17 protein-coding genes are annotated in these 18,608 nt (G+C 72.6%); 6 read left to right on the top strand and 11 right to left on the bottom strand.

What is annotated here, in order from left to right:
- Positions 1 to 23 precede the first annotated feature (23 nt).
- On the bottom strand, positions 24 to 452 hold the full coding sequence (locus tag ACYVKZ_RS18870) for an acetone carboxylase subunit gamma (protein WP_460993751.1): 429 nt from the start codon (positions 450 to 452) through the stop codon (positions 24 to 26).
- Between the two features lie 29 nt (positions 453 to 481).
- On the bottom strand, positions 482 to 2,398 hold the full coding sequence (locus tag ACYVKZ_RS18865; RefSeq protein ID WP_460993750.1) for a hydantoinase/oxoprolinase family protein: 1,917 nt from the start codon (positions 2,396 to 2,398) through the stop codon (positions 482 to 484).
- A gap of 238 nt (positions 2,399 to 2,636) precedes the next feature.
- On the opposite strand from ACYVKZ_RS18865, the gene ACYVKZ_RS18860 reads away from it, so the two are divergent.
- Complete coding sequence (locus tag ACYVKZ_RS18860; RefSeq protein ID WP_460993749.1) at positions 2,637 to 4,481, top strand: sigma-54-dependent Fis family transcriptional regulator; 1,845 nt, start codon at positions 2,637 to 2,639, stop codon at positions 4,479 to 4,481.
- A 200-nt stretch (positions 4,482 to 4,681) separates the two neighbouring features.
- On the opposite strand, the gene ACYVKZ_RS18855 is transcribed toward ACYVKZ_RS18860, so the two are convergent.
- From ACYVKZ_RS18855 to ACYVKZ_RS18845, 3 genes are read right to left on the bottom strand one after another with little or no spacing between them, the layout of a single operon-like run.
- The gene (locus ACYVKZ_RS18855) at positions 4,682 to 5,872 is read right to left on the bottom strand and encodes an acetyl-CoA acetyltransferase (RefSeq protein ID WP_460993748.1); all 1,191 of its coding nucleotides are present in this window, start codon (positions 5,870 to 5,872) and stop codon (positions 4,682 to 4,684) included.
- Positions 5,872 to 6,573 (bottom strand): 3-oxoacid CoA-transferase subunit B, encoded by a 702-nt coding sequence (locus ACYVKZ_RS18850; protein ID WP_460993747.1) that lies wholly within the window; start codon positions 6,571 to 6,573, stop codon positions 5,872 to 5,874. Before ACYVKZ_RS18850 ends, ACYVKZ_RS18855 begins: the two co-directional genes overlap by 1 nt.
- Before the next feature lie 48 nt (positions 6,574 to 6,621).
- Positions 6,622 to 7,356, bottom strand: coding sequence for a CoA transferase subunit A (locus ACYVKZ_RS18845; protein WP_307004969.1), 735 nt, complete (start codon positions 7,354 to 7,356; stop codon positions 6,622 to 6,624).
- Positions 7,357 to 7,537: 181 nt separating this feature from the next.
- On the opposite strand from ACYVKZ_RS18845, the gene ACYVKZ_RS18840 reads away from it, so the two are divergent.
- A complete protein-coding gene (locus ACYVKZ_RS18840) occupies positions 7,538 to 8,314 on the top strand; it encodes an IclR family transcriptional regulator (RefSeq protein ID WP_460993746.1) in 777 nt (258 codons plus the stop codon).
- A 54-nt stretch (positions 8,315 to 8,368) separates the two neighbouring features.
- Here the strand turns inward: ACYVKZ_RS18840 and ACYVKZ_RS18835 are convergent, their stop codons facing one another.
- Entirely contained in the window at positions 8,369 to 9,106 is a 738-nt protein-coding gene (locus ACYVKZ_RS18835) for a dienelactone hydrolase family protein (protein ID WP_460993745.1), read from the bottom strand.
- A gap of 81 nt (positions 9,107 to 9,187) precedes the next feature.
- Between ACYVKZ_RS18835 and ACYVKZ_RS18830 the strand changes: the two genes are divergently transcribed.
- Entirely contained in the window at positions 9,188 to 10,168 is a 981-nt protein-coding gene (locus ACYVKZ_RS18830; RefSeq protein ID WP_460993744.1) for a squalene cyclase, read from the top strand.
- Positions 10,169 to 10,171: 3 nt separating this feature from the next.
- On the opposite strand, the gene ACYVKZ_RS18825 is transcribed toward ACYVKZ_RS18830, so the two are convergent.
- Together ACYVKZ_RS18825 and ACYVKZ_RS18820 are read right to left on the bottom strand one after the other, a co-directional pair.
- Positions 10,172 to 10,699, bottom strand: a complete 528-nt coding sequence (locus tag ACYVKZ_RS18825) for an ArsR/SmtB family transcription factor (RefSeq protein ID WP_460993743.1) — start codon at positions 10,697 to 10,699, stop codon at positions 10,172 to 10,174.
- A 36-nt stretch (positions 10,700 to 10,735) separates the two neighbouring features.
- The gene (locus tag ACYVKZ_RS18820) at positions 10,736 to 11,974 is read right to left on the bottom strand and encodes an acetoin utilization protein AcuC (RefSeq protein WP_460993742.1); all 1,239 of its coding nucleotides are present in this window, start codon (positions 11,972 to 11,974) and stop codon (positions 10,736 to 10,738) included.
- Positions 11,975 to 12,096: 122 nt separating this feature from the next.
- Between ACYVKZ_RS18820 and ACYVKZ_RS18815 the strand changes: the two genes are divergently transcribed.
- Both ACYVKZ_RS18815 and ACYVKZ_RS18810 read left to right on the top strand, forming a co-directional pair.
- Positions 12,097 to 13,509: a TrkH family potassium uptake protein gene (locus ACYVKZ_RS18815; protein ID WP_460993741.1), complete on the top strand. Its 1,413-nt coding sequence runs from the start codon at positions 12,097 to 12,099 to the stop codon at positions 13,507 to 13,509.
- The gene (locus ACYVKZ_RS18810) at positions 13,502 to 14,200 is read left to right on the top strand and encodes a potassium channel family protein (protein WP_307004980.1); all 699 of its coding nucleotides are present in this window, start codon (positions 13,502 to 13,504) and stop codon (positions 14,198 to 14,200) included. Before ACYVKZ_RS18815 ends, ACYVKZ_RS18810 begins: the two co-directional genes overlap by 8 nt.
- 34 nt (positions 14,201 to 14,234) lie before the next feature.
- Here the strand turns inward: ACYVKZ_RS18810 and ACYVKZ_RS18805 are convergent, their stop codons facing one another.
- Together ACYVKZ_RS18805 and ACYVKZ_RS18800 are read right to left on the bottom strand one after the other, a co-directional pair.
- A complete protein-coding gene (locus tag ACYVKZ_RS18805; protein ID WP_460993740.1) occupies positions 14,235 to 15,068 on the bottom strand; it encodes a uracil-DNA glycosylase in 834 nt (277 codons plus the stop codon).
- Positions 15,069 to 15,072: 4 nt separating this feature from the next.
- Positions 15,073 to 15,867: an alpha/beta fold hydrolase gene (locus ACYVKZ_RS18800; protein ID WP_460993739.1), complete on the bottom strand. Its 795-nt coding sequence runs from the start codon at positions 15,865 to 15,867 to the stop codon at positions 15,073 to 15,075.
- Positions 15,868 to 15,989: 122 nt separating this feature from the next.
- Here ACYVKZ_RS18800 and ACYVKZ_RS18795 point away from each other — a divergent pair, with 122 nt between their 5' ends.
- On the top strand, positions 15,990 to 17,501 hold the full coding sequence (locus tag ACYVKZ_RS18795; protein ID WP_460993738.1) for an HD domain-containing phosphohydrolase: 1,512 nt from the start codon (positions 15,990 to 15,992) through the stop codon (positions 17,499 to 17,501).
- A gap of 12 nt (positions 17,502 to 17,513) precedes the next feature.
- On the opposite strand, the gene proC is transcribed toward ACYVKZ_RS18795, so the two are convergent.
- On the bottom strand, positions 17,514 to 18,359 hold the full coding sequence (gene proC / locus ACYVKZ_RS18790) for a pyrroline-5-carboxylate reductase (protein WP_460993737.1): 846 nt from the start codon (positions 18,357 to 18,359) through the stop codon (positions 17,514 to 17,516).
- Between the last annotated feature and the right edge of the window lie 249 nt (positions 18,360 to 18,608).

The raw sequence follows: 18,608 nt of genomic DNA, 5'->3' as shown, positions 1-18,608 counted from the left end.
CTCCTTTGACGTGTCGGGGGCTCTCAGCGGCCCTGGCGTGCGGCCTTGAGCTGTGCCGCGTACTTCTGGGCGTCCTCGCCCGGGCCGTAGGTGAAGGCCTCCTCGGGGTCGACGCCGCGCGCGGCCCACTGCTGGCGCAGGGCAGGGAGGTCCCACACCATGTCCGCCGTCGGCGGGTGGCCCGGCGGCACGTACTCGGTCTCGAGCTGGGTCGCGCACCCGGGGCAGTAGAACTCGAGGATGCGGCAGTACGACGGATCTGGGCTGAAGGTGTACTCGTACCGCTCTGGGTCGATGATCGGCTGGTGGATCTCCCGCGGGTCGCGGTCGTAGACGAGGCAGCCCGGCTTGTAGTTTCCGTTGGCGTCGCCGAGGTCGTGGCCGCACACGCGGCAGGTCCAGCGCTCGCTGTCGAGGTCGATCAGCAGGTACTCGGTCATGGGGACTCGCATCGTCGGAGGTCCTTTCGTCAGTGCTGGGGTCAGCGGGGGTCTGTGAGGATGAGGTCGCCGTTGGACGTGACGTCCAGCTCCCATCCGGCGGAGACCCGCGCAGTGAAGAAGGGGCCCTCGACGATGGCCGGGCCCACGGCGTGCGCGCCGTGCGGCTGGTCGTCGAGGAGGTAGACAGGAAGGTCCGCACGTTGGGTGGCGGACATCCGCACCAAGCGGCTGCCCGCGCTGGTAGCGGTCTGGCGCACGGCGGCCGAGCCTCCTGCCAGCGGGGAATGCGGCAGGTTCGCGCTCACCGCGAGGCGCAGTGAGAGCTGCTCCCCGGAGACGGCCGGGGCCCCGCCCCGGGCGTAGGGTGCATCGTCGATGGCCTCGCCGCGGGCGTCCTCGCCTACGAGCGTCCACTGCAGCGTGCACCCCTCCAGCGCGTAGCCCTCCTGGAACATGTCCCGCCCGGCGCGTGACGCGAGCTGGTCGGCCAGGGACGCGAGCGCCGGGGCGCTACGATCCTCGACAGCTGCCTCGTACGTCTTGCCGATGTCCGAGAAGCTGATTCCGAAGGCCGAGAAGACGGCTGCCATGCGGGGGACCAGGACGGTCTTCACGCCGGCAAGCTCCGCTGCCCCGCACGCGCTCATCGGACCGGCTCCCCCGAAGGCCGCGAGCGTCGTGCGGTCCTCGACGAGGTGCCCGACGGCACCGGCCATGGTCGCGTAGTAGGCCTGTTCCATCTGGACGAGGGCCTCCTCGAGGGAGATCCCGAGGGGCTCGGCGATCGTCGAGCGGATCACGGCCTCCGAGCGTGCGGCGTCGAGGCTCATCTGGCCGCCGAGATAGCTGGCGGGGTCGAGGACTCCGAGCAGGAGGTTGACGTCGGTGATCGTGGCCTCCTTGCCGCCGAGGCCGAAGCACGCCGGCCCCGGGGCAGCCCCGACGGAGCGGGGGCCGACGGTGATCGCGCCGTCGCGCACGGCGATGATCGAGCTCCCCCCGACGCCCGAGGAATGGACGTCGCTCATGGGGAAGGAGGTCGGGGCGCCCTCGACGACCCCCCGGCGCGTGGTGCGGATGACGCCGTCTTCGACGACGCCGACGTCGGTCGTCGTCCCCCCGACATCCATCATGAGCACGTGCTCGAGGCCATAGCCCTCCGCGAGTGCCCGCGTCCCTTCGAGGCCGCCGCGGGGACCGGACGAGTACGTCTTGAGTGCCACGGACTTCGCGACCCGCGACGACGCACCGTCATTGCGGTACACGAGGAGCGGGTTGCTGACCTTGTGCTCGCGCAGCCGCGCCTGGGCCTGGAAGAGGAAGCCCTCCATGACCGGGTGGAGGAACGTGTTGATCACGGAGGACCAACCGCGGCGCGTGCGAAGCCGATCCGGCACAAACTCCCAGCTGTACAGGAACGGCACGGATCCCAGCAGGTGGCGCGGGAATGCGCGCAGGAGAACGGTCCTGATGGCGGCCTCGGCCTCGGGGGTGTCGGCGATCACCACGATCCGCGCCGCCCCGCTCGTCGTGAGGGCGTTGACCTTCTGCACGAGCGACCTCTCGAGCGCGTCGGCCTCCAGAGAGGTGTCGATGCTCTCCACGCGGGTGCCCACGAGGTCATCGAAGAGGGCCCTCGCACTGTCCGGACCGGAGCGCATCTCGTCGACCACGCCCGGCTCCTCGACGATGAGGCCGACCGCGGGGCCCTTCCGTTCCACGAGGGCGTTCGTGCCCTGGGTGGTGGAGTAGCGGATGTGGGCCGTGTGGTGGAGGAGGCGCGCGAGGTCTGTCTCGCCGTAGAGCGCCTTGGAAGCCTTGGAGATCCCGTCGAAGAGGCACTCCGACAGGTCGTAGGGCGTAGTCAGGGTCTTGGTGAACGAGAACGACGAGCCATCCCAGACACAGATGTCGGTCAGTGTCCCGCCATTGTCGATGTTGATGAGGTGCTCCATTGCTTTCCTTGCATCGAAGGGTGTGGGGGCGGCAGCTCTGCCCGCCTGGATCCATCATTCGAGTGATCCAGATCACGACGCTGTCCCACCGTGGGACACCCGCCCGGCCCCCGCTCGCGTGGGAAACGGAGCCAGGGTGTCCCAGATTGGGACATTCATTGGATCCTCGTCCTGAGACGGGGATCACGGATGCGAAAATGGATGGACGCAGCAGGCATGGATCACAAGGAGGTGGTGCATGGACCGTTTGGAGCGTCAGGTCCAGATTGCCGTAGCCCGCGAACAGCTGCTCCAGAACGCCCGTGCGGACACGAGCGCGGTCTCGGAGGTGGTCGCCGCGTCCTGGCGGCGCAGCGTCTCAGCCGGTGTCGACACCGGGGCGCTGTCCGTGAGCTTCCATGCGGACATCGACACCGCATCGCGCCTCGCCCGCTGCGCCCAGCCCGTCATCGACCGGCTGCACGGGGAGACGTCGGACCTCGCGCTCGTGATCGCACTGACCGACAACCGGGCCCGGATCCTCGCCCGTGTGGACACCTCGTCCCAGGCCGGGACCCTGTTCGACGGCGTCCATCTGGCTCCCGGCTTCGAGTATGCGGAAGGGGTGCTCGGCACCAACGGGGTCGGCTCGACCCTTGAGTCGGGGCAGCCCGTGAGCATCGTGGGAACCGAGCACTTCCACGAGCAGCTCCAACCCTTCGCCTGCACGGGGGCGCCGATCCTGGACCCCGTCTCGGGGCGTGTCGAGGGGGTCCTGGACCTGAGCCTGCTCAGCCGTCACTGGAATCCGGTGCTGCACTCCCTCGTGCGGGCCGCGGCGCACGACATCTCCCGGAACCTGCTGATCGACCGGAGCCAGAGCCAGCAGGCGCTCTTCGAGACCTACGTCAGGGCGGACGCGCGCACGCGCCACGCAGTGCTCGCGTTCGGCGCGTCCATCGAGATGGCCAACGCTGCCGCCCAGCTCGCCTTCACGCCGCAGGAGCGCAGCGTCATCGGCGACCACGCGCGCTTCGTCTTCTCCAACCGGCACAAGGCCAGCGAGAACCTCGTCCTCGAGTCGGGCAAGGTCGTCCGGCTGCACGGCACCCGGATCGTCGTCGGGGCGGACATCGCCGGCATCGTCGTCGTGGCCGAGGTCAAGGCCGCAACGGGCCTGGCGCGCACGCCGGAGATCGCCGCCGACCGGGTCCTGCCCTACCCCTCGGCGCCCCTGGACTCCTCCGGGCCGCACCTCCCGGGGCTCGCGGCCCCGCCGTTCCGCGCGGGTCGCGCCCGCACGGCCGCCTGGTGCCGGGCGGCCGACGACGTCCGGTCGAGCGTGCGCGAACGCCGCCCGGTGCTCGTCCAAGGTGAGACGGGCACGGGCAAGTTCACGCTCGTCCTGGAGCAGTTCCATGGGATCCGCTGCATGGGACGGAGCCTGTCCTTCGACGCCGGCTCCTTCGACACGAAGGCCTATGGGGACACCGACCTCGACGTCCTCCTCGCCGCCGATGAGACGCTCTGCGTCTTCCGCAACATCGACGAGCTGAGCACCCAGGGAGCCCAGCGTCTCGACGAGCTCCTGACGCGCCTGCGGGGGTCGGGCCGGAATGTGCAGATCGCCGCCACGCTCTCGGACGCCGGCGTGGACAGCGGGCTCCCGTTCCAGCAGGTGCTGGCGCACTTCAAGGCCGCTGTGACGGTGCCGCCGATCCGCTTCCGTGCGGAAGACATTCCCGAGCTCGTGTCCGAGATCCTCCATGCCCTGGCCCCCGACCGCGAGCTCCGGATGGATGCGGCGGCCATGGCGGTCATCAGACGCTACTCGTGGCCGCGCAACCTCGTCCAGCTGCGGGAGGCCCTCGCCCACGCCGTCGGCCGACGGCCGGCCGGCACGATCACGCGGGAGGACCTCCCCGCCTACTGCTACAGCCATCCCCGGCGCCAGCTCACCACCGTGGAGCAGTCCGAACGCGACACGATCGTGTCCGCGCTCCAGACCACCGAGGGGAACAGGGTCAAGGCCGCCGAATTCCTCGGTATGTCGAGGTCCTCGCTCTACCGGAAGATCGAGCGGTTCGCCATCACGACCCTCTAGCCTCCGCTGGCCCCTCTGTCCCCCACCGGCCCCTCCGTTCTACCCCGGCCTTCGCCGCCCTTCGGTTCTCCCCCGGCCGGGGGATTCCGTTCTCCCCGGCCTTCCGTTCTCCACGGGCCGTCTGTCCTCCCCGGCAGAGACGAGCCCTCCCGACTCCGCGGACGGGACCGGGAGGGCCCTCCCGGTCCAGGCGCGGAGACTCAGACGGCCTCGAGTACGCTGACGTAGTTCGCGATCGCCAGGCCGCCCATATTGTGCACCGCGGCCCGCCGGGCGCCGGGCAGCTGCATCTCGCCCGCAGTCCCCGCCAGCTGCATGGCCGTGATGACGTGCTGGGAGACGCCGGTCGCGCCGACGGGGTGGCCCTTGGCCTTCAGGCCGCCGGAGAGGTTCACCGGCAGCCGGCCGCCGCGGAACACCGAGCCGTCCTCGATGGCCACGCTGCCCTTGCCGCGCTCGGCCAGGCCCATGACCTCGTACATCACCAGCTCGGCGATCGTGAAGCAGTCGTGCACCTCGGCGAGGTCGAGGTCCGCGAACCCCACGCCGGCCATCCCGAGCGCCCGGGACCAGGCGGCGCGGCTGCCGGCGAACTCGAGCGGGTCCCGCTTGGCGGCCGGCAGGAAGTCGTTGGCGTGGCCGAAGCCGGCCAGGCGCACCGGAGCGGTGGCGGCGCCCGACGGCGCGTGGTCGGCCGAGAGCACGACTGCTGCGGCGCCGTCGGACACCGGGGAGCAGTCGGTGCGGCGCAGCGGGGCGTCGACCATCGGGTTCTTCTCGGACACGGTCCGGCAGAACTCCACGCCGAAGTCGCGGTGCATCTGGGCGTACGGGTTGGCCATGCCGTTGTGGTGGTTCTTGGCCGCGATCGAGCCGAGCACGTCCGACACGGCGCCGTAGCGCTCCTCGTAGGCGCGGGCGACCTCGGCGAACAGGCCCGTGAAGCCGGTGCTCGAGGGGTGGCCCGCGGACTCGTAGCCGGCGGCGAGGAGCGCGGCGCCGACCGTGTCCGCCCCGGCGGCGGTCATCTTCTCGGCCCCGATGACGAGGACGTTCCGGGCGGTCCCGGCCAGCAGCGCCTTGACGCCCTGCTGGAACGCGCCGGAGCCGGAGGCGCACGCGTTCTCGACACGGGTTGCGGGGACGTTCGCGAGCTCGTCGGAGACCTGGAGGGCGAGCGAGGACGTGAACGCGAGCGGCACCATGCCGGCGTTGTAGTTGCCCACGTAGATCTCGTCGATCTGGCCCGGCTCGAGGCCGGAGTTGGCGATGGCCTCGGCGGCGGCGGCCACGATGAGCGACTCTAGCGTCTGGTCCTCGAGCTTGCCGAAGCGCGTGTGGCCCCAGCCGGTCAGCAGGACGTCGGTGCCGAACTGGTCCTTGAGCGCCATCAGAGTGCCACCTCCACGCGCGCCTCGTCGACCGAGGCCGCATCGTCGGCCTCGGGCGCGACGTCGAACTCCGCGCCCGTCTTCTCCCGTAGCTCCTCGAGCCCGACGCCGGGGGCGCGGCGCACGAGCGTGAGCCGCCGCCCGCCGTCGGCCGCCGCTGCCACGTCGAAGACGGCGAGGTCCGTGACGATCCGGTCCACGACGCCGACCCCGGTGAGCGGAAGGGTGCACTCGGCGACGATCTTGGGCGTGCCGTCCTTGGCGACGTGCTCCGTGAGGACGACGACGCGCGGGGTCCCCGCGACGAGGTCCATGGCCCCGCCCATGCCCTTGACCATCTTCCCGGGGATCTGCCAGTTCGCGAGGTCGCCGTTGCCCGCGACCTGCATTGCCCCGAGGATCGCGACCTTGACGTGGCCGCCGCGGATCATGCCGAAGCTCGTCGCCGAGTCGAAGATCGAGCCGCCCGGCAGGACGGTGACGGTCTGCTTGCCGGCGTTGATGAGGTCGGCGTCCTCGTCGCCCTCATACGGGAACGGGCCCATGCCGAGCAGGCCGTTCTCGCTCTGCAGGTGCACGGTCACGCCGTCGGGCAGGTGGTTGGCCACGAGTGTCGGGATGCCGATCCCGAGGTTCACGTAGTCGCCGTCGGAAAGCTCGGTGGCGGCAATGGCCGCCATCTCGTCGCGGGTCCAGGCCATGGGTTGGCCCTCCTTCTGGGAGTCAGGTTCTGGGAGTCAGGGGGCGGGTCAGCCGGCGACGGCCGCGGCCGCCTTCTCGGGCTCGGGGCGGGGGCGGGTGGTGACCTGTTCGATGTGCTTCGCCCGGTCGCTCGCCTGGAGGAGCCGCTGGACGTACACGCCCGGGGTGACGATGTGGTTGGGGTCGAGCGCCCCGGCGGGGACGATGTGCTCGGCTTCCGCGACCGTGAGCCGGCCGGCCGTCGCGACGACCGGGTTGAAGTTCCGCGCCGTATACCGGTACACGAGGTTGCCGGCGGTGTCCGCCGTGTGGGCGTGCACGAGCGCGACGTCGGCCACGATCCCGCGCTCCTGGACGTACAGCTCGCCGTCGAACGTCTCGTGCGGCTTGCCCTCGGCGACGAGGGTACCCACGCCGGTCTTCGTGTAGAAGGCCGGGATGCCGGCCCCGCCCGCGCGCAGGCGCTCGGCGAGCGTGCCCTGCGGGGTGAACTCGACCTCGAGCCGGCCCGCCAGGTACTGCTCGGCGAACAGCCGGTTCTCGCCGACGTAGCTCGCGATGACCTTGGCGACCTGCCCGGCCTCGATGAGCACGCCGAGGCCCTTGCCGTCCACGCCCATGTTGTTCGAGACGACCGTCAGGCCCGTCACGCCGGAGTCCCGTACGGCGTCGATGAGGTCGGCGGGGATGCCGCTCAGGCCGAAGCCCCCCACGGCCAGGGTCATACCGTCGGCGAGCGCCCCGGCGAGGGACTCGGCGGCGTCGGTGTACAGGGTGGGCATGGGCTCCTCCTCGAGCTGGCGGTGTCCCGTGGCCCGCACTGGCCACGTTGTGGACTGTTCTGGTCAGCGAGCCTAGGCAGGTGTTGCCCGCGTCACAAGGGAGGTGCGGCGCTGCTGTTCACGTCGTGGCAGCAGCCCCGTAGAATGTCCACATTGTGGCAGATTTTTTCTGAGGGAGGCCATGTCCGGGATCCAGGGCACGCAGGTGGTGGGGCGGGTGGCCCTCGTCCTGCGGGTCATCGCGCGCACCGGCGGCGCGGGCCTGTCGCTCGCCGGGATCGTGCGCGCCTCCGGTCTCACGCGTCCAACCGTCCATCGGCTGCTCAAGGCCCTCGCCGCGGACGGGCTGCTGGACTTCGACGAGGCCTCCGGGCGCTGGCACCTTGGCCCTGAGCTGTACGTCATGGGCGCGGTCGCCGCGGGCCGCTTTGCCGTCGAGCACCTCGCCCGCCCCGCCCTCCGCCGGCTCGCCGAGGCCACCGGCGAGTCTGCGTTCCTCTCGATCCGCCGGGGCGAGGAGACCGTGTGCCTCGCGCGCGAGGAGGGCAGCTTCCCGGTGCGCTCGTTCGTGCTGTACGAGGGCAAGCGGTTCCCGCTCGGCGTCGCCTCTGCCGGGATCGCGATCCTCGCCTTCCTCCCCGCCGGAGAGGCCGAGCCGATCATCGAGGACGACCGCGAGCGCACCGCTGAGTACGGCCCCACCCACGCCGCGGGCCCCGTGCGGGAGCGGCTGGCGGAGACCCGCGAACTCGGTTACTCGGTGAACCCTGGGCTCGTGGTCGAGGGGTCCTACGGGCTGGGAGCCGCGGTGTTCGACCCCTCCGGGCGGCCGGCGTGGGCCCTCTCGCTCACGGGCATCGAGCCGCGCTTCCGGCCGGGCCGGCGCGAGGGGCTCGGCCAGGAGCTCCTCGCCGAGGCCCACCGGCTCTCGACGGCGATCGCCTCGCCGCGGCCCTGACTGCTGCCCGTCCCGGCCGAGCAGCCAGCACGGTGACGGTGCTCCCCGATCGGCTCAGGCCGCCGCGCCGCCGAGGTGCCGGGCGAAGAACGCGAGCGAGCTCGCGTCCTCGTGGTCCGGGACGTCGCCGTGGACCCCGGGATTGGCGTGCAGCGTCTTGTCCTTCGAGCCGACCAGATCGAACAGGCGCAGGGCGCTGACGCGGGAGACGAGCGGATCGTCCCACTGCATGACGAACTGGAGCGGCACCCGGATCGCCCGGGCGCTCTCCGCCACGGTCTCGCCGATCAGGCCCAGCACGGCGGCCTGGATGCGCCCTTCCGCGGCGACGAGCGGGAAGCCGATCGCGGCGCCGAGGGAGTAGCCCCAGTACCCGGCGTGGGCAGCGCCGGCCACACCTTCCGCCTCGAGGGCGTCGAGCAGCAGGCTCCACTCGGGGACCGCATCGTGGGCCACAGCCGCGTTGAGGTCGGCCACGGCGGCGCCGAAGTCCGGGCTGCCCTGCGCGTCCCGCATGCGCTCGATCCGCTGCTCGAGGTCCGCCGTCCTGGGCCGGCCGCCGTGGCCGGGCGCGTCGAGTGCGGCCACGGCGTAGCCGCTGTCCACGAGGGCCTCGGCACGGGCACGCATCCCCGGCGCCTGGGTGCTCTGCCCTCCCCCGTGGCCCAGGAGCACGAGGGGCCGCGCGGCGGCGTCCTCCGTGCCCCAGAGCACCCCGGTGGCGTTGTCCCCGATCCGGAACGCACGTCTGGCGGCCGCGCCTGCCGGCGCCGAATCCATGTACTGCAGCATGTCGGTCTCCTCCTCGAACCCCCGCCGTGAAAGGTCCCGTGGGGGCTTGCCGCCCCACATGGTGCGAGTAGCCTAGCCCCCATGGGGGACGATCTCACCGGATGGCTCCTCGACGCCGACCCCTCCCTGCGGTGGCAGGTCGAGCGCGACCTGGCCGGTGCCGCGCCCGAGGTCTGGCGGCCCACCCGGGCCAGGGTGGCGACCGAGGGCCACGGAGCCCGGCTGCTCGCGCTCCAGGACCCCGACGGGCAGTGGGCCGGGGGCGCGTTCTTCCCCGCGGACTTCGACTTCCACGGCCCCGAGGCGGCCCCGGAGGCCGGCCAGCCCTGGACGGCGACGACGTGGACGCTCACGACCCTGCGCGAGTGGGGCCTCGACGCCGCGGCCCTGGCAGGGACGGCGGAGAAGCTCGCCGCCAGCTGCCGCTGGGAGTACGACGGCCTGCCCTACTGGGGCGGCGAGGTCGATGCCTGCATCAATGCCGCCACGCTCGCCAACGGCGCCTGGCTGGGGGCGGACGTCGGGGCGCTCGCGCAGTGGTTCGTGGACCACCAGACGCCCGAGGGCGGGTGGAACTGCGAATGGGTCAACGGCTCGGTCCGCTCGTCGTTCGACTCGACCCTGAGCTGCCTGCGCGGCATCCTCGCCTTCGAACAGTCCGGCCAGGGGCGCACGGCGCCCGCCGAGGGGCTCCGCGAGGCCCGCAGGGCCGGCGAGGAGTACCTCCTGGCCCGGCGCCTGCTGTACCGGGCCACCACGGGCGAGCTGGTCCGCCCGCGGTTCCGGGTGCTCGCCTACCCCTTCCGCTGGCACTACACCGCACTCCGCGCGCTGGACTACTTCCGCGCGGCGGCCCTCCACGACGGCACGGCCCCTGATCCGCGCCTCGAGGACGCCGTGGCCCTGGTCCGCGGCAGGCGGCGTCCCGACGGCGCGTGGGTGCAGGAGCACCGGTACCCGGGGCGGACGTGGTTCGACGTCGACGTCCCTCCCGGCGAGCCCTCGAAGTGGCTCACGTTCCACGCCGCCCGGGTCCTGGACTGGTGGGACGGGCGCGCCTGAGGGCTACTTGCGGCGCCCGAACTTCGGCAGGTTCGCCATGAGTTCCGTGGCCCGTGCGGCAGCCCGCTCGACCGTGCGCTGGATCTGTGCCGGGCGGCTCCCCTCCGGCCTCGCCTCGAGCCGCTCGGCCGGCGCGGGCACGACGGCGGCCGGCACCAGTGCGGCCTCCTCGCCGCGGCGCGGGCTGGGAGCGGCGGGCTCGGCGGGAGGCGCCTCGTCCTGCACCGGCCCGGCCGCAGCGGCGGGCGCGACGGCGGCGGCCGGGGACGGCGCCGTCGTGCGCAGGCCTGCGAGCCAGCCGCCGACCTCGTCGAGCGGCTCCAGCCGGAGCGCGTAGAAGCGCTTCTGCCCCTGGGCGCGGGTGGTCACGAGGCCCGCGTCGCGGAGGACCTTGAGGTGCTTGGACACCGTCGGCTGGCTCGCGGCGAGGGCCTCGACGAGTTCGCCCACTGCCTTGTCACCGGTCCGCAGCGTGTCGAGGATGTCCCTCCGCGTGCGGTCAGCGATGACGGCGAAGATGTCAGTCACCATGCTTCCAGCCTACCCATCCCGGCGAGGGCCGCGGGCTCAGTCGAACCACGGATCGAGGCCGTGCAGCGGGAAGATCTCCTTGCGGGTGGCCATGACGGCGCGGTCCACCGGGTCGTTCGGGTTGAAGCCGATCTCCCACGAGCGCCACCACGTGTCGGCGTCCTCCCCCATGAGCGCCGGGGCGTTCCTGCCGTACTTCTCGTGCACGTAGTCGCGCCACGGCTGGGGCGTCGGCGTGCGGAGGTTCACGGGATGTCCCGCCGCGATCCCGACCAGGTGCGCCCACGCGCGCGGGACGACCTGGACGACCTCGTAGCCGCCGCCGCCCGTGGCGATCCAGCGGCCGCCGCAGAACCGGCGGGCGAGCGCCGAGAGGGACAGCGCAGCCTCGCGCTGGGCGTCCACCGTGACCTTGAGGTTGGTCAGGGGGTCGAGGTGGTGGGAGTCGCAGCCGTGCTGGCTCACGATCACCTCGGGCTGGAACGCCTCGACGAGCTGGGGGACGACGGCATGGAAGGCCCGGAGCCAGCCTGCGTCCCGCGTGCCGGCGGGCAGGGCGACGTTGACCGCGGTGCCCTCCGCGTGCGGGCCGCCCACCTCGTTCGGGAAGCCGGAGCCGGGGAAGAGCGTCAGGCCGCTTTCGTGGAGCGAGATGGTCAGGACGCGCGGCTCGTCCCAGAAGATGCGCTCCGTGCCGTCACCGTGGTGGGCATCCGTGTCGATGTACGCCACCCGCTCCACGCCCCGGTCCAGGAGCCGGCGGATTGCCGCGGCGGCGTCGTTGTAGATGCAGAAGCCGCTGCCGCGGTCGGCGGCGGCGTGGTGCATGCCCCCGGCGAAGTTGACGGCGTGCACCGCGGAGCCGTCGAGGACGGCGTCGGCCGCGGCCAGCGTTCCCCCGACGATCCGGGCGCTCGCCTCGTGCATGCCGGCGAAGGCGGGGTCGTCCTCGGTCCCGAGTCCGCGGCCCGGCTCGGGCTCGGACGGGTTCTCGCTCACGCGGCGGACGGCGGCGATGTACTCGCGCGTGTGGACCGTGGCGAGCTCGTCGTCGGTGGCCACGGGCGGCGCGACGACGCGCACCACCGGCAGGCCGAACAGCCCGAGCTCCTCGCACAGCCGCGCGGTCAGGTCCAGGCGCGCCGGGCTCATGGGGTGGTGCGGGCCGAAGTCATAGGCGAGGACGTCCTCGCTCCAGGCGACGAGGGTGGGGTACTCGACCCTGCGGACTGCGCTGACGGGGCCGCTGGCCTGCTGCGCTGCGCCGTCGGACATGCGCCTAGGCTACCGGAGACCCCCTCGCGTGCGGTCCTCGGGGGCCGTTGGTGGTTTACTGTGACACGAAGCCGCCGCCCGGGCCCTCCGGGCGGCCAGGACGCACACAGGACACGCTCTCCATGGCCCAGACGAAGCCGACATGGCAGCCCATGCCGCAGCGCGAGGGCCTCGGTCCCCTCACGGGCCTGCGGGACTTCGTGGACCGCCTCGCGGCGTCGTCTCCCGCACGGCTCGCGATGCTCGCGTTCGCCGCCGTCATCATCGTCTTCACGCTCCTGCTCTCCCTGCCCGCCTCCTCCGCGGACGGCCACGTCACGCCCCTGCACGAGGCCCTCTTCACCGCCGCGTCCGCGGTGTGCGTGACCGGCCTGACCGTGGTCTCCACGGCCGCGCACTGGACGTTCTTCGGCCAGCTCGTGATCCTGGTCGCCATCTTCGTGGGAGGCCTCGGAACGCTCACGATCGCCTCGCTCCTGACCCTCATGGTGAGCCGGCGGCTCGGGCTGCGCAGCAAGCTGATCGCCCAGGAGGCTCTGAACAACTCGAGCCGGCTCGGGGAGGTCGGCGAGCTGCTGCGGATCGTCATCATGACCTCGATCGTGATCGAGGGCACCCTTGCGGTGGTGCTCACCGGGCGGTTCCTTGCCCTCGGCGAGGGCTGGTGGACGGCGCTGTGGCACGGCGTCTTCTACTCGATCTCGGCCTTCAACAACGCAGGATTCACGCCCCACTCGGACGGGATCGTGCCGTACGAGGAGGACCTGTGGATCCTCGTCCCGCTGGCCCTGGGCGCGTTCGTCGGCTCGCTCGGCTTCCCGGTGATCCTCGGGCTGCGCCAGGCCGGCTTCCGCTGGCGGCGGTGGAGCCTGCACGTCAAGCTGACCATCCAGGTCTCCGCGATCCTCGTGGCGGTCGGCAGCGTCCTGTGGGGCTGGATGGAGTGGGACAATCCCCGCACGATCGGCAGCATGGGCGTGGGAGAGAAGATCATCCACGCGGTCTTCGCCTCCATCATGACCCGCTCGTGCGGCTTCAACCTCGTGGACCAGAACCATCTGGAGGGCACCACCCGGCTGCTCACGGACGCCCTCATGTTCGCCGGCGGCGGCTCCGCGTCCACGGCGGGCGGCATCAAGGTCACGACGATCGCCGTGCTGTTCCTCGCCATCGTGGCGGAGGGCCGCGGCGACAGCGACGTGAAGGTGTACGGACGGACCATCCCACAGAGCGCGCTGCGGGTGGCCATCTCCGTGATCGTCGCCGGGGCCACGCTCGTCCTCGTCGGCTCGTTCCTGATGTCCGCCATCACCCAGCAGTCGCTGGACCGGGTCCTGTTCGAGGTGATCTCCGCCTTCGCGACGTGCGGGCTGAGTTCGGGCCTGAGCGCGGAGTCCCCCCCGGCCGGCATGTACGTCCTGACCGCCCTCATGATCGCCGGCCGCCTCGGCACGATCACGCTCGCCTCCGCCCTCGCGGTCCGCCAGCGCATCCAGCTGTACCACTACCCGGAAGAGAGGCCGATCATTGGCTAATCCCACGCCCAGCGCCACGGGCGCCAGCCGGCGGCCCAACCCCTCGGCCCCGGTCCTCGTCATCGGCCTCGGCCGCTTCGGCGCGGCCACTGCCGAGCAGCTCGTCAAGCAGGGCCGCGAGGTCCTCGCGATCGAGCGCGACATCAATCTCGTCCAGAAGTGGTCGGGGACCCTGACCCACGTGGTGCAGGCGGACGCGACGAACATCGACGCCCTCCGGCAGCTCGGCGCCCAGGAGTTCCAGTCGGCGGTGGTGGGCGTGGGCACGTCGATCGAGTCCTCCGTGCTCATCACCGCCAACCTCGTGGACCTCGGGATCGAGCACCTGTGGGTCAAGGCGATCACCCCCTCCCACGGCAAGATCCTCACCCGCATCGGCGCCAACCACGTGATCTACCCGGAGGCCGACGCCGGGGTGCGCGCCGCCCACCTCGTCAGCGGGCGGATGCTGGACTTCATCGAGTTCGACGACGACTTCGCGATCGTGAAGATGTACCCGCCCAAGGAGACCCAGGGGTTCACCCTCGCAGAGTCCGCGGTCCGCTCCAAGTACGGGGTCACGATCGTGGGGGTCAAGAGCCCCGGCGAGGACTTCACGTACGCCCAGCCCCACACCAAGGTCACGAGCCGGGACATGCTCATCGTCTCGGGCCATGTGGACCTGCTCGAACGGTTCGCGGCGCGCCCCTAGGCGACCTTCCCGACTGCGCCGTCCTCCGCCGCCCTCAGAGGCGGCGGAGGAGGGCGTCGAGCATCTCCTCGGTCAGCCGCCTCGTGGACGTGTTGTGGGGACTCACGTGGTAGCTGCCCAGCAGCCGGACGCCGCCACCGCCGGGAAGGCCCAGGACCGTCTCCGCGCCGTGGCCGAACGCGGGTTTGGGCCGGGGCACCGCCCAGCCGAGCCGGCGCGCCGCGGCGAGGGCCGCGCTCCACGCCACCCCGCCGAGCGCCAGGACGGAGTCCAGGCCCCCGGCCGAGGCGGCCGTGAGGTCGAGGTCGCGGTCGAGCCAGTGCCCGCACGTGGCGAGCTCGGCCGGCGTCGGCCGGTTCGCCGGAGGTGCGCAGCGCACCGAGGCGACGATCCGGATGCCGGTGAGCACGAGCCCGTCCCCTGCCGCCGAGGAGGTGGCCTGGTTGGCGTAGCCGGTGCGGTGGAGGGCGGCGTAGAGCCAGTCGCCGGAGCGGTCCCCCGTGAACATGCGCCCCGTCCGGTTCGTCCCGTTGGCGGCGGGCGCGAGGCCCAGCACGAGCTTCGACGCCGAGGGGTCGCCGAACGAGGGGCCGGGCCGGCCCCAGTAGGGCTGGTCCGCGAACGCGGCACGGCGCCCCGAGACGGCCACGGCCTCGCGCCACTGGACCAGGCGCGGGCACGCCCGGCACACCGAGCTGAGCGCGTCCACCTCCTGGACCGTGGCCGAGGCGGCCGCCAGGCGGGAGACATCCGCGGCGTCGTGGGCGACCGGCGTGCTGGCCGTGGCCGGATCCCCCGGCCATCCCGTGCCCGGCGGGACGGGCGAGGGGAACGGCGCTGCGGTGACGGGGTGGGGCTCGAGGGTCATCTCCTCACGCTAGCGGCCGGGGCGCGGCCTCGTCCCAGAGCGCGGCGAGGGACGCCGCGACGCGCTCCGGCTCGACGCGGTGCGGAGGGTCGAAGTGGTGCCTGCCGGGGAACACCTCGAGCCGGAATCGGGGGAAGACGCCCGAGAGCCGGTCGGCGATCTCGCCGTAGTCGTCGGGGTTGGAGAGGCCTCCGAGGGCGAAGTAGACCGGGCGGTCGAACCGCTCCAGGGCGCCGCGGTCGAGGTTGTACGTGGAAAACGTGGTCAGGAAGGCCCGGATGCCCGCGGGCCGAAGGGCCATCCAGGGCGGCTGTTCCCCGCCCGGCACCGGCAGGCCCGCCGTCACGCCGGGGCGCACGCCAAGACGGACGAACCGGGCCATGAACTCATCGGGCGGGAAGCCGTCCAGGTCGGCGTACTGCTTCCAGAGGGCGCGGTGGGCGGGACTCCATCCCCAGTTGCCCGCCCACGCCGGCTCCAGCAGCGCGAGCGACTGGAGCAGCTCGGGGTGCCTCGCCGCGACGGCGAGGGCGGCGGCTCCCCCGCCGGAGTACCCCACGAGATGGAAGGTGTCCCAGTGCAGCTCGCGGGCTGCGCGCACGACGCCGGCCACCTCCGTGTCGAGCGAATAGTCGGCGGGCGGTGTGGGCCCGGCGTAGACCTCGAGGTCCTTGGCGACGGGGCGGACCGCACCCCTGAGCCTGGCCTGCAGGGCCTCGATGAGCGCCCCGTAGGCCGGGGCTGCGGGGAGGACGCTGCCGGGGAGGAAGAGGACGCGGTGTGCGGCTGCGGTGTTCATGTCCCAAGGATCCGCCCGCTCGCGCCGCCCCGCATCGCGCGATCGCGCTATGCGGCCCCCGCCCGACCGATGCTGCCCGGCCGATGCTGTACGGGCGACGCCGCCCGCGCGATCATCGTCGCATGACCCGCCCGCTGCGCCTGGCCGAATTCGCCGCCGCCGCATCCCTCGCCACCGACCTCGGCATGGGCCAGCCGCTCGAGCAGGGCCTGCGGACCTGCCTCACGGCCCTCGAACTGGCAGATGCCGCGGGCGTGGACCGTGGCGTGCTGCCCGAGGTGTACTACACAGCACTCCTGCGGTTCCTCGGCTGCACCGCGGACGCGGCCACGGCAGCGGCGCTCGCGGGCGGCGATGAGATCGCGCTGCGTGCCGCGATCGCGCCCGTGCTCGGCGCGCCGCCGCGGGAGTTCCTCCGCGCAGTCCTGCCAGTGCTCGCCCCCGAGCGCGCCCTCCTGCCCCGCCTCGGGGCCGCGGCGGTCTTCCTCGCCCGGGGCCCCGAGACGCTCCGCGCCGGGGTCCGTGCCCACTGCGAGGCAGGTGAGGTCCTCGCCGCACGGCTCGGTCTTCCCCTGGGGACGAGGGCAGCGCTGAGGGCAGCGTTCGAGACATGGGACGGCCGGGGCTTCCCCGACGGCGTGGCCGGCGAGGACATCCCGCTTCCCGCGCGGATCGCGTTCGCTGCCCGTGACATCGAGGTCATCGGGCGGCTCCAGGGCCGGGAGGCCCTGGGCGCGGCGCTCCGGGACCGGTCGGGAGGCTCCCTCGATCCGGAGCTGGTGGGCACCGCCCTGCGGCACCTCGACCGGCTTCTCGACGCCGCCGGCACCGACCGGCCCTGGGACGAGGCCCTGCGCCGCGAGCCCGCGCCGGTCGCCGTCCTCCCGGCGGACCGGGTGGACGAGGTCCTCGCGGTGCTCGCCGACTTCGCGGACCTCAAGGTGCCCGCCCGCGCCGGGTTCTCGCGCGATGTCGCCGCACTCGCCGCCTCCGCGGCCCCCGACCATGCCGAGGCCGTGCGGCGTGCGGGCCTGGTGCAGGACCTCGGGCGGGCGGCGGTGCCGGCGGGGCCCGCGTCCGGATCGCTGGAGGTGTCCGAGCGGCTCCGGCTGCACCCGTACTACAGCGAGCGCATCCTGGCCCGGGTCCCGGCCACGGCGCAGCTCGCGCGGCTGGCGGGCCTGCACCACGAACGGCTCGACGGCTCCGGCTACTACCGGGGCGCCACGGCCGGGGACCTGCCGTGGGAGGCCAGGGTCCTGGCTGCCGCGGACGCGTTCCGGGAACTGCTCATCGCCCCGGCCGGCCGGCGGCAGGTGCCCCTCGCCGACGCCGCAGAGGCCCTCAGCCGCGAGGCGCCGGACCGCCTCGACCGCGAGGCGGTCGACGCCGTCCTCGCCGCCGCGGGCGCGAGGGGCCGCCGCGCACGGCCGGCGTGGCCGGCGGGCCTCACCGCGCGGGAAGTCGACGTCCTCCGCCTCCTCTGCCGCGGCGCGACCAAGAAGGAGGTCGCTGCCGCGCTGGGGATCTCGCCCGCGACCGCAGACCACCACGTGCGCCACATCTACAGCAAGACCGGGTGCTCCACGCGGGCCGGAGCAGCCCTGTACGCCGCGGGCCACGACCTCCTCTGAGGCGGCCCGGGATCAGCCCTGCGGTGCGCGGCTGAGCTCGCGGGTGATCTCGTCCGAGCGTTCGACGGCGGCGCGGGCCCCCTCGGCGATGATCCCGGGCAGGCCCCGCTCGTCGAAGACCCGGATGGCCTGCTCGGTGGTGCCCTTGGGGCTCGTCACGGCGCGCCGGAGGGCGGCGGGGTCGGCCCCGGGCTCGTCCAGCATGTACCCGGCCCCGACCACGGTCTCGCGGGCCAGCTGGAGGGCGAGCCCGGGCTCGAGCCCCAGCGACTCGCCGGCCTTGGCCATGGCCTCGGCGAGGTAGAAGGCGTACGCGGGGCCGGAGCCGCTCACCGCGCTCACAGCGGCGATCTGGTCCTCGGAGACCTCCACCACGAGCCCGAGACCGCTGAAGAGCTTCTTGACGTGCTCGACCTGGTCGGTGGTGACGTGCGTTCCGCGCGCCACGGCGACCACGCCCTTGCCGAGCCGGGAGGGGGTGTTGGGCATGGTGCGGATCACCGGCTGGCCTTCGGGCAGCTCACCCTCGAGCTGCTCGATCGACACGGCGGCGGCGACGCTCACGACGACGGCTCCGGGACTGAGCACGGGCGCGATCTCGCGTGCCACGGCCGCGACCCCGACGGGCTTGACGCCGATGACGACGATCGAGGCCCCGCGCGCCGCCTGCGCGTTGGAGTCGCCCTCCTCATCCCAGGCCATGACGGTCACGCCGTAGCGTTCAGCCAGCTCGGAGGCGCTCTCCCTGCGCCGCACCGTGGCGACGATGTCCGTCTTGGGGAAGCCGGCCGCGAGCAGGCCGCCCATGATGGCCCCGTTCATGGAACCCGTGCCGAGGAATGCGATCTTGTTGCTCATGCCCCCATCCTGCCAGCCGGGCGCGGCCGCCGCATGCCGGCTGGCGGCATCTTTCCCAGCCTTTTCCCACCCTCGCCCCGGTGTTCTCCCATACTCCGTCCCTACAGTAATAACTACCTCACAGGGTGCGAGTGATGGGGCGGTCAGTCTCCCCCCAAGACTGACCGCCAGGCACTGGCAGTTCGGATGTATGGTCCCCTAACCTTCCCCGAACTGCCAGTGCCGAACTCGTTTAAGGGGTTCCTTGTC

This window comes from Sinomonas soli, assembly GCF_054782415.1.
The sequence above is the reverse complement of the archived record's forward strand: the minus strand, read 5'-3'. Positions and strand labels throughout refer to the sequence as shown.

Excerpts from the sequence above, each read along its gene's own strand:
- ACYVKZ_RS18870 (WP_460993751.1), bottom strand. The coding sequence starts at position 452 with ATGCGAGTCCCCATGACCGAGTACCTGCTGATCGACCTCGACAGCGAG.
- ACYVKZ_RS18830 (WP_460993744.1), top strand. The coding sequence starts at position 9,188 with ATGGGGGACGATCTCACCGGATGGCTCCTCGACGCCGACCCCTCCCTG.
- ACYVKZ_RS18820 (WP_460993742.1), bottom strand. The coding sequence starts at position 11,974 with ATGTCCGACGGCGCAGCGCAGCAGGCCAGCGGCCCCGTCAGCGCAGTC.
- ACYVKZ_RS18865 (WP_460993750.1), bottom strand. The coding sequence starts at position 2,398 with ATGGAGCACCTCATCAACATCGACAATGGCGGGACACTGACCGACATC.
- ACYVKZ_RS18845 (WP_307004969.1), bottom strand. The coding sequence starts at position 7,356 with ATGCCCACCCTGTACACCGACGCCGCCGAGTCCCTCGCCGGGGCGCTC.
- ACYVKZ_RS18805 (WP_460993740.1), bottom strand. The coding sequence starts at position 15,068 with ATGACCCTCGAGCCCCACCCCGTCACCGCAGCGCCGTTCCCCTCGCCC.
- ACYVKZ_RS18800 (WP_460993739.1), bottom strand. The coding sequence starts at position 15,867 with ATGAACACCGCAGCCGCACACCGCGTCCTCTTCCTCCCCGGCAGCGTC.
- ACYVKZ_RS18835 (WP_460993745.1), bottom strand. The coding sequence starts at position 9,106 with ATGCTGCAGTACATGGATTCGGCGCCGGCAGGCGCGGCCGCCAGACGT.
- ACYVKZ_RS18855 (WP_460993748.1), bottom strand. The coding sequence starts at position 5,872 with ATGGCGCTCAAGGACCAGTTCGGCACCGACGTCCTGCTGACCGGCTGG.
- ACYVKZ_RS18825 (WP_460993743.1), bottom strand. The coding sequence starts at position 10,699 with ATGGTGACTGACATCTTCGCCGTCATCGCTGACCGCACGCGGAGGGAC.
- ACYVKZ_RS18860 (WP_460993749.1), top strand. The coding sequence starts at position 2,637 with ATGGACCGTTTGGAGCGTCAGGTCCAGATTGCCGTAGCCCGCGAACAG.
- proC (WP_460993737.1), bottom strand. The coding sequence starts at position 18,359 with ATGAGCAACAAGATCGCATTCCTCGGCACGGGTTCCATGAACGGGGCC.
- ACYVKZ_RS18795 (WP_460993738.1), top strand. The coding sequence starts at position 15,990 with ATGACCCGCCCGCTGCGCCTGGCCGAATTCGCCGCCGCCGCATCCCTC.
- ACYVKZ_RS18850 (WP_460993747.1), bottom strand. The coding sequence starts at position 6,573 with ATGGCCTGGACCCGCGACGAGATGGCGGCCATTGCCGCCACCGAGCTT.
- ACYVKZ_RS18815 (WP_460993741.1), top strand. The coding sequence starts at position 12,097 with ATGGCCCAGACGAAGCCGACATGGCAGCCCATGCCGCAGCGCGAGGGC.
- ACYVKZ_RS18840 (WP_460993746.1), top strand. The coding sequence starts at position 7,538 with ATGTCCGGGATCCAGGGCACGCAGGTGGTGGGGCGGGTGGCCCTCGTC.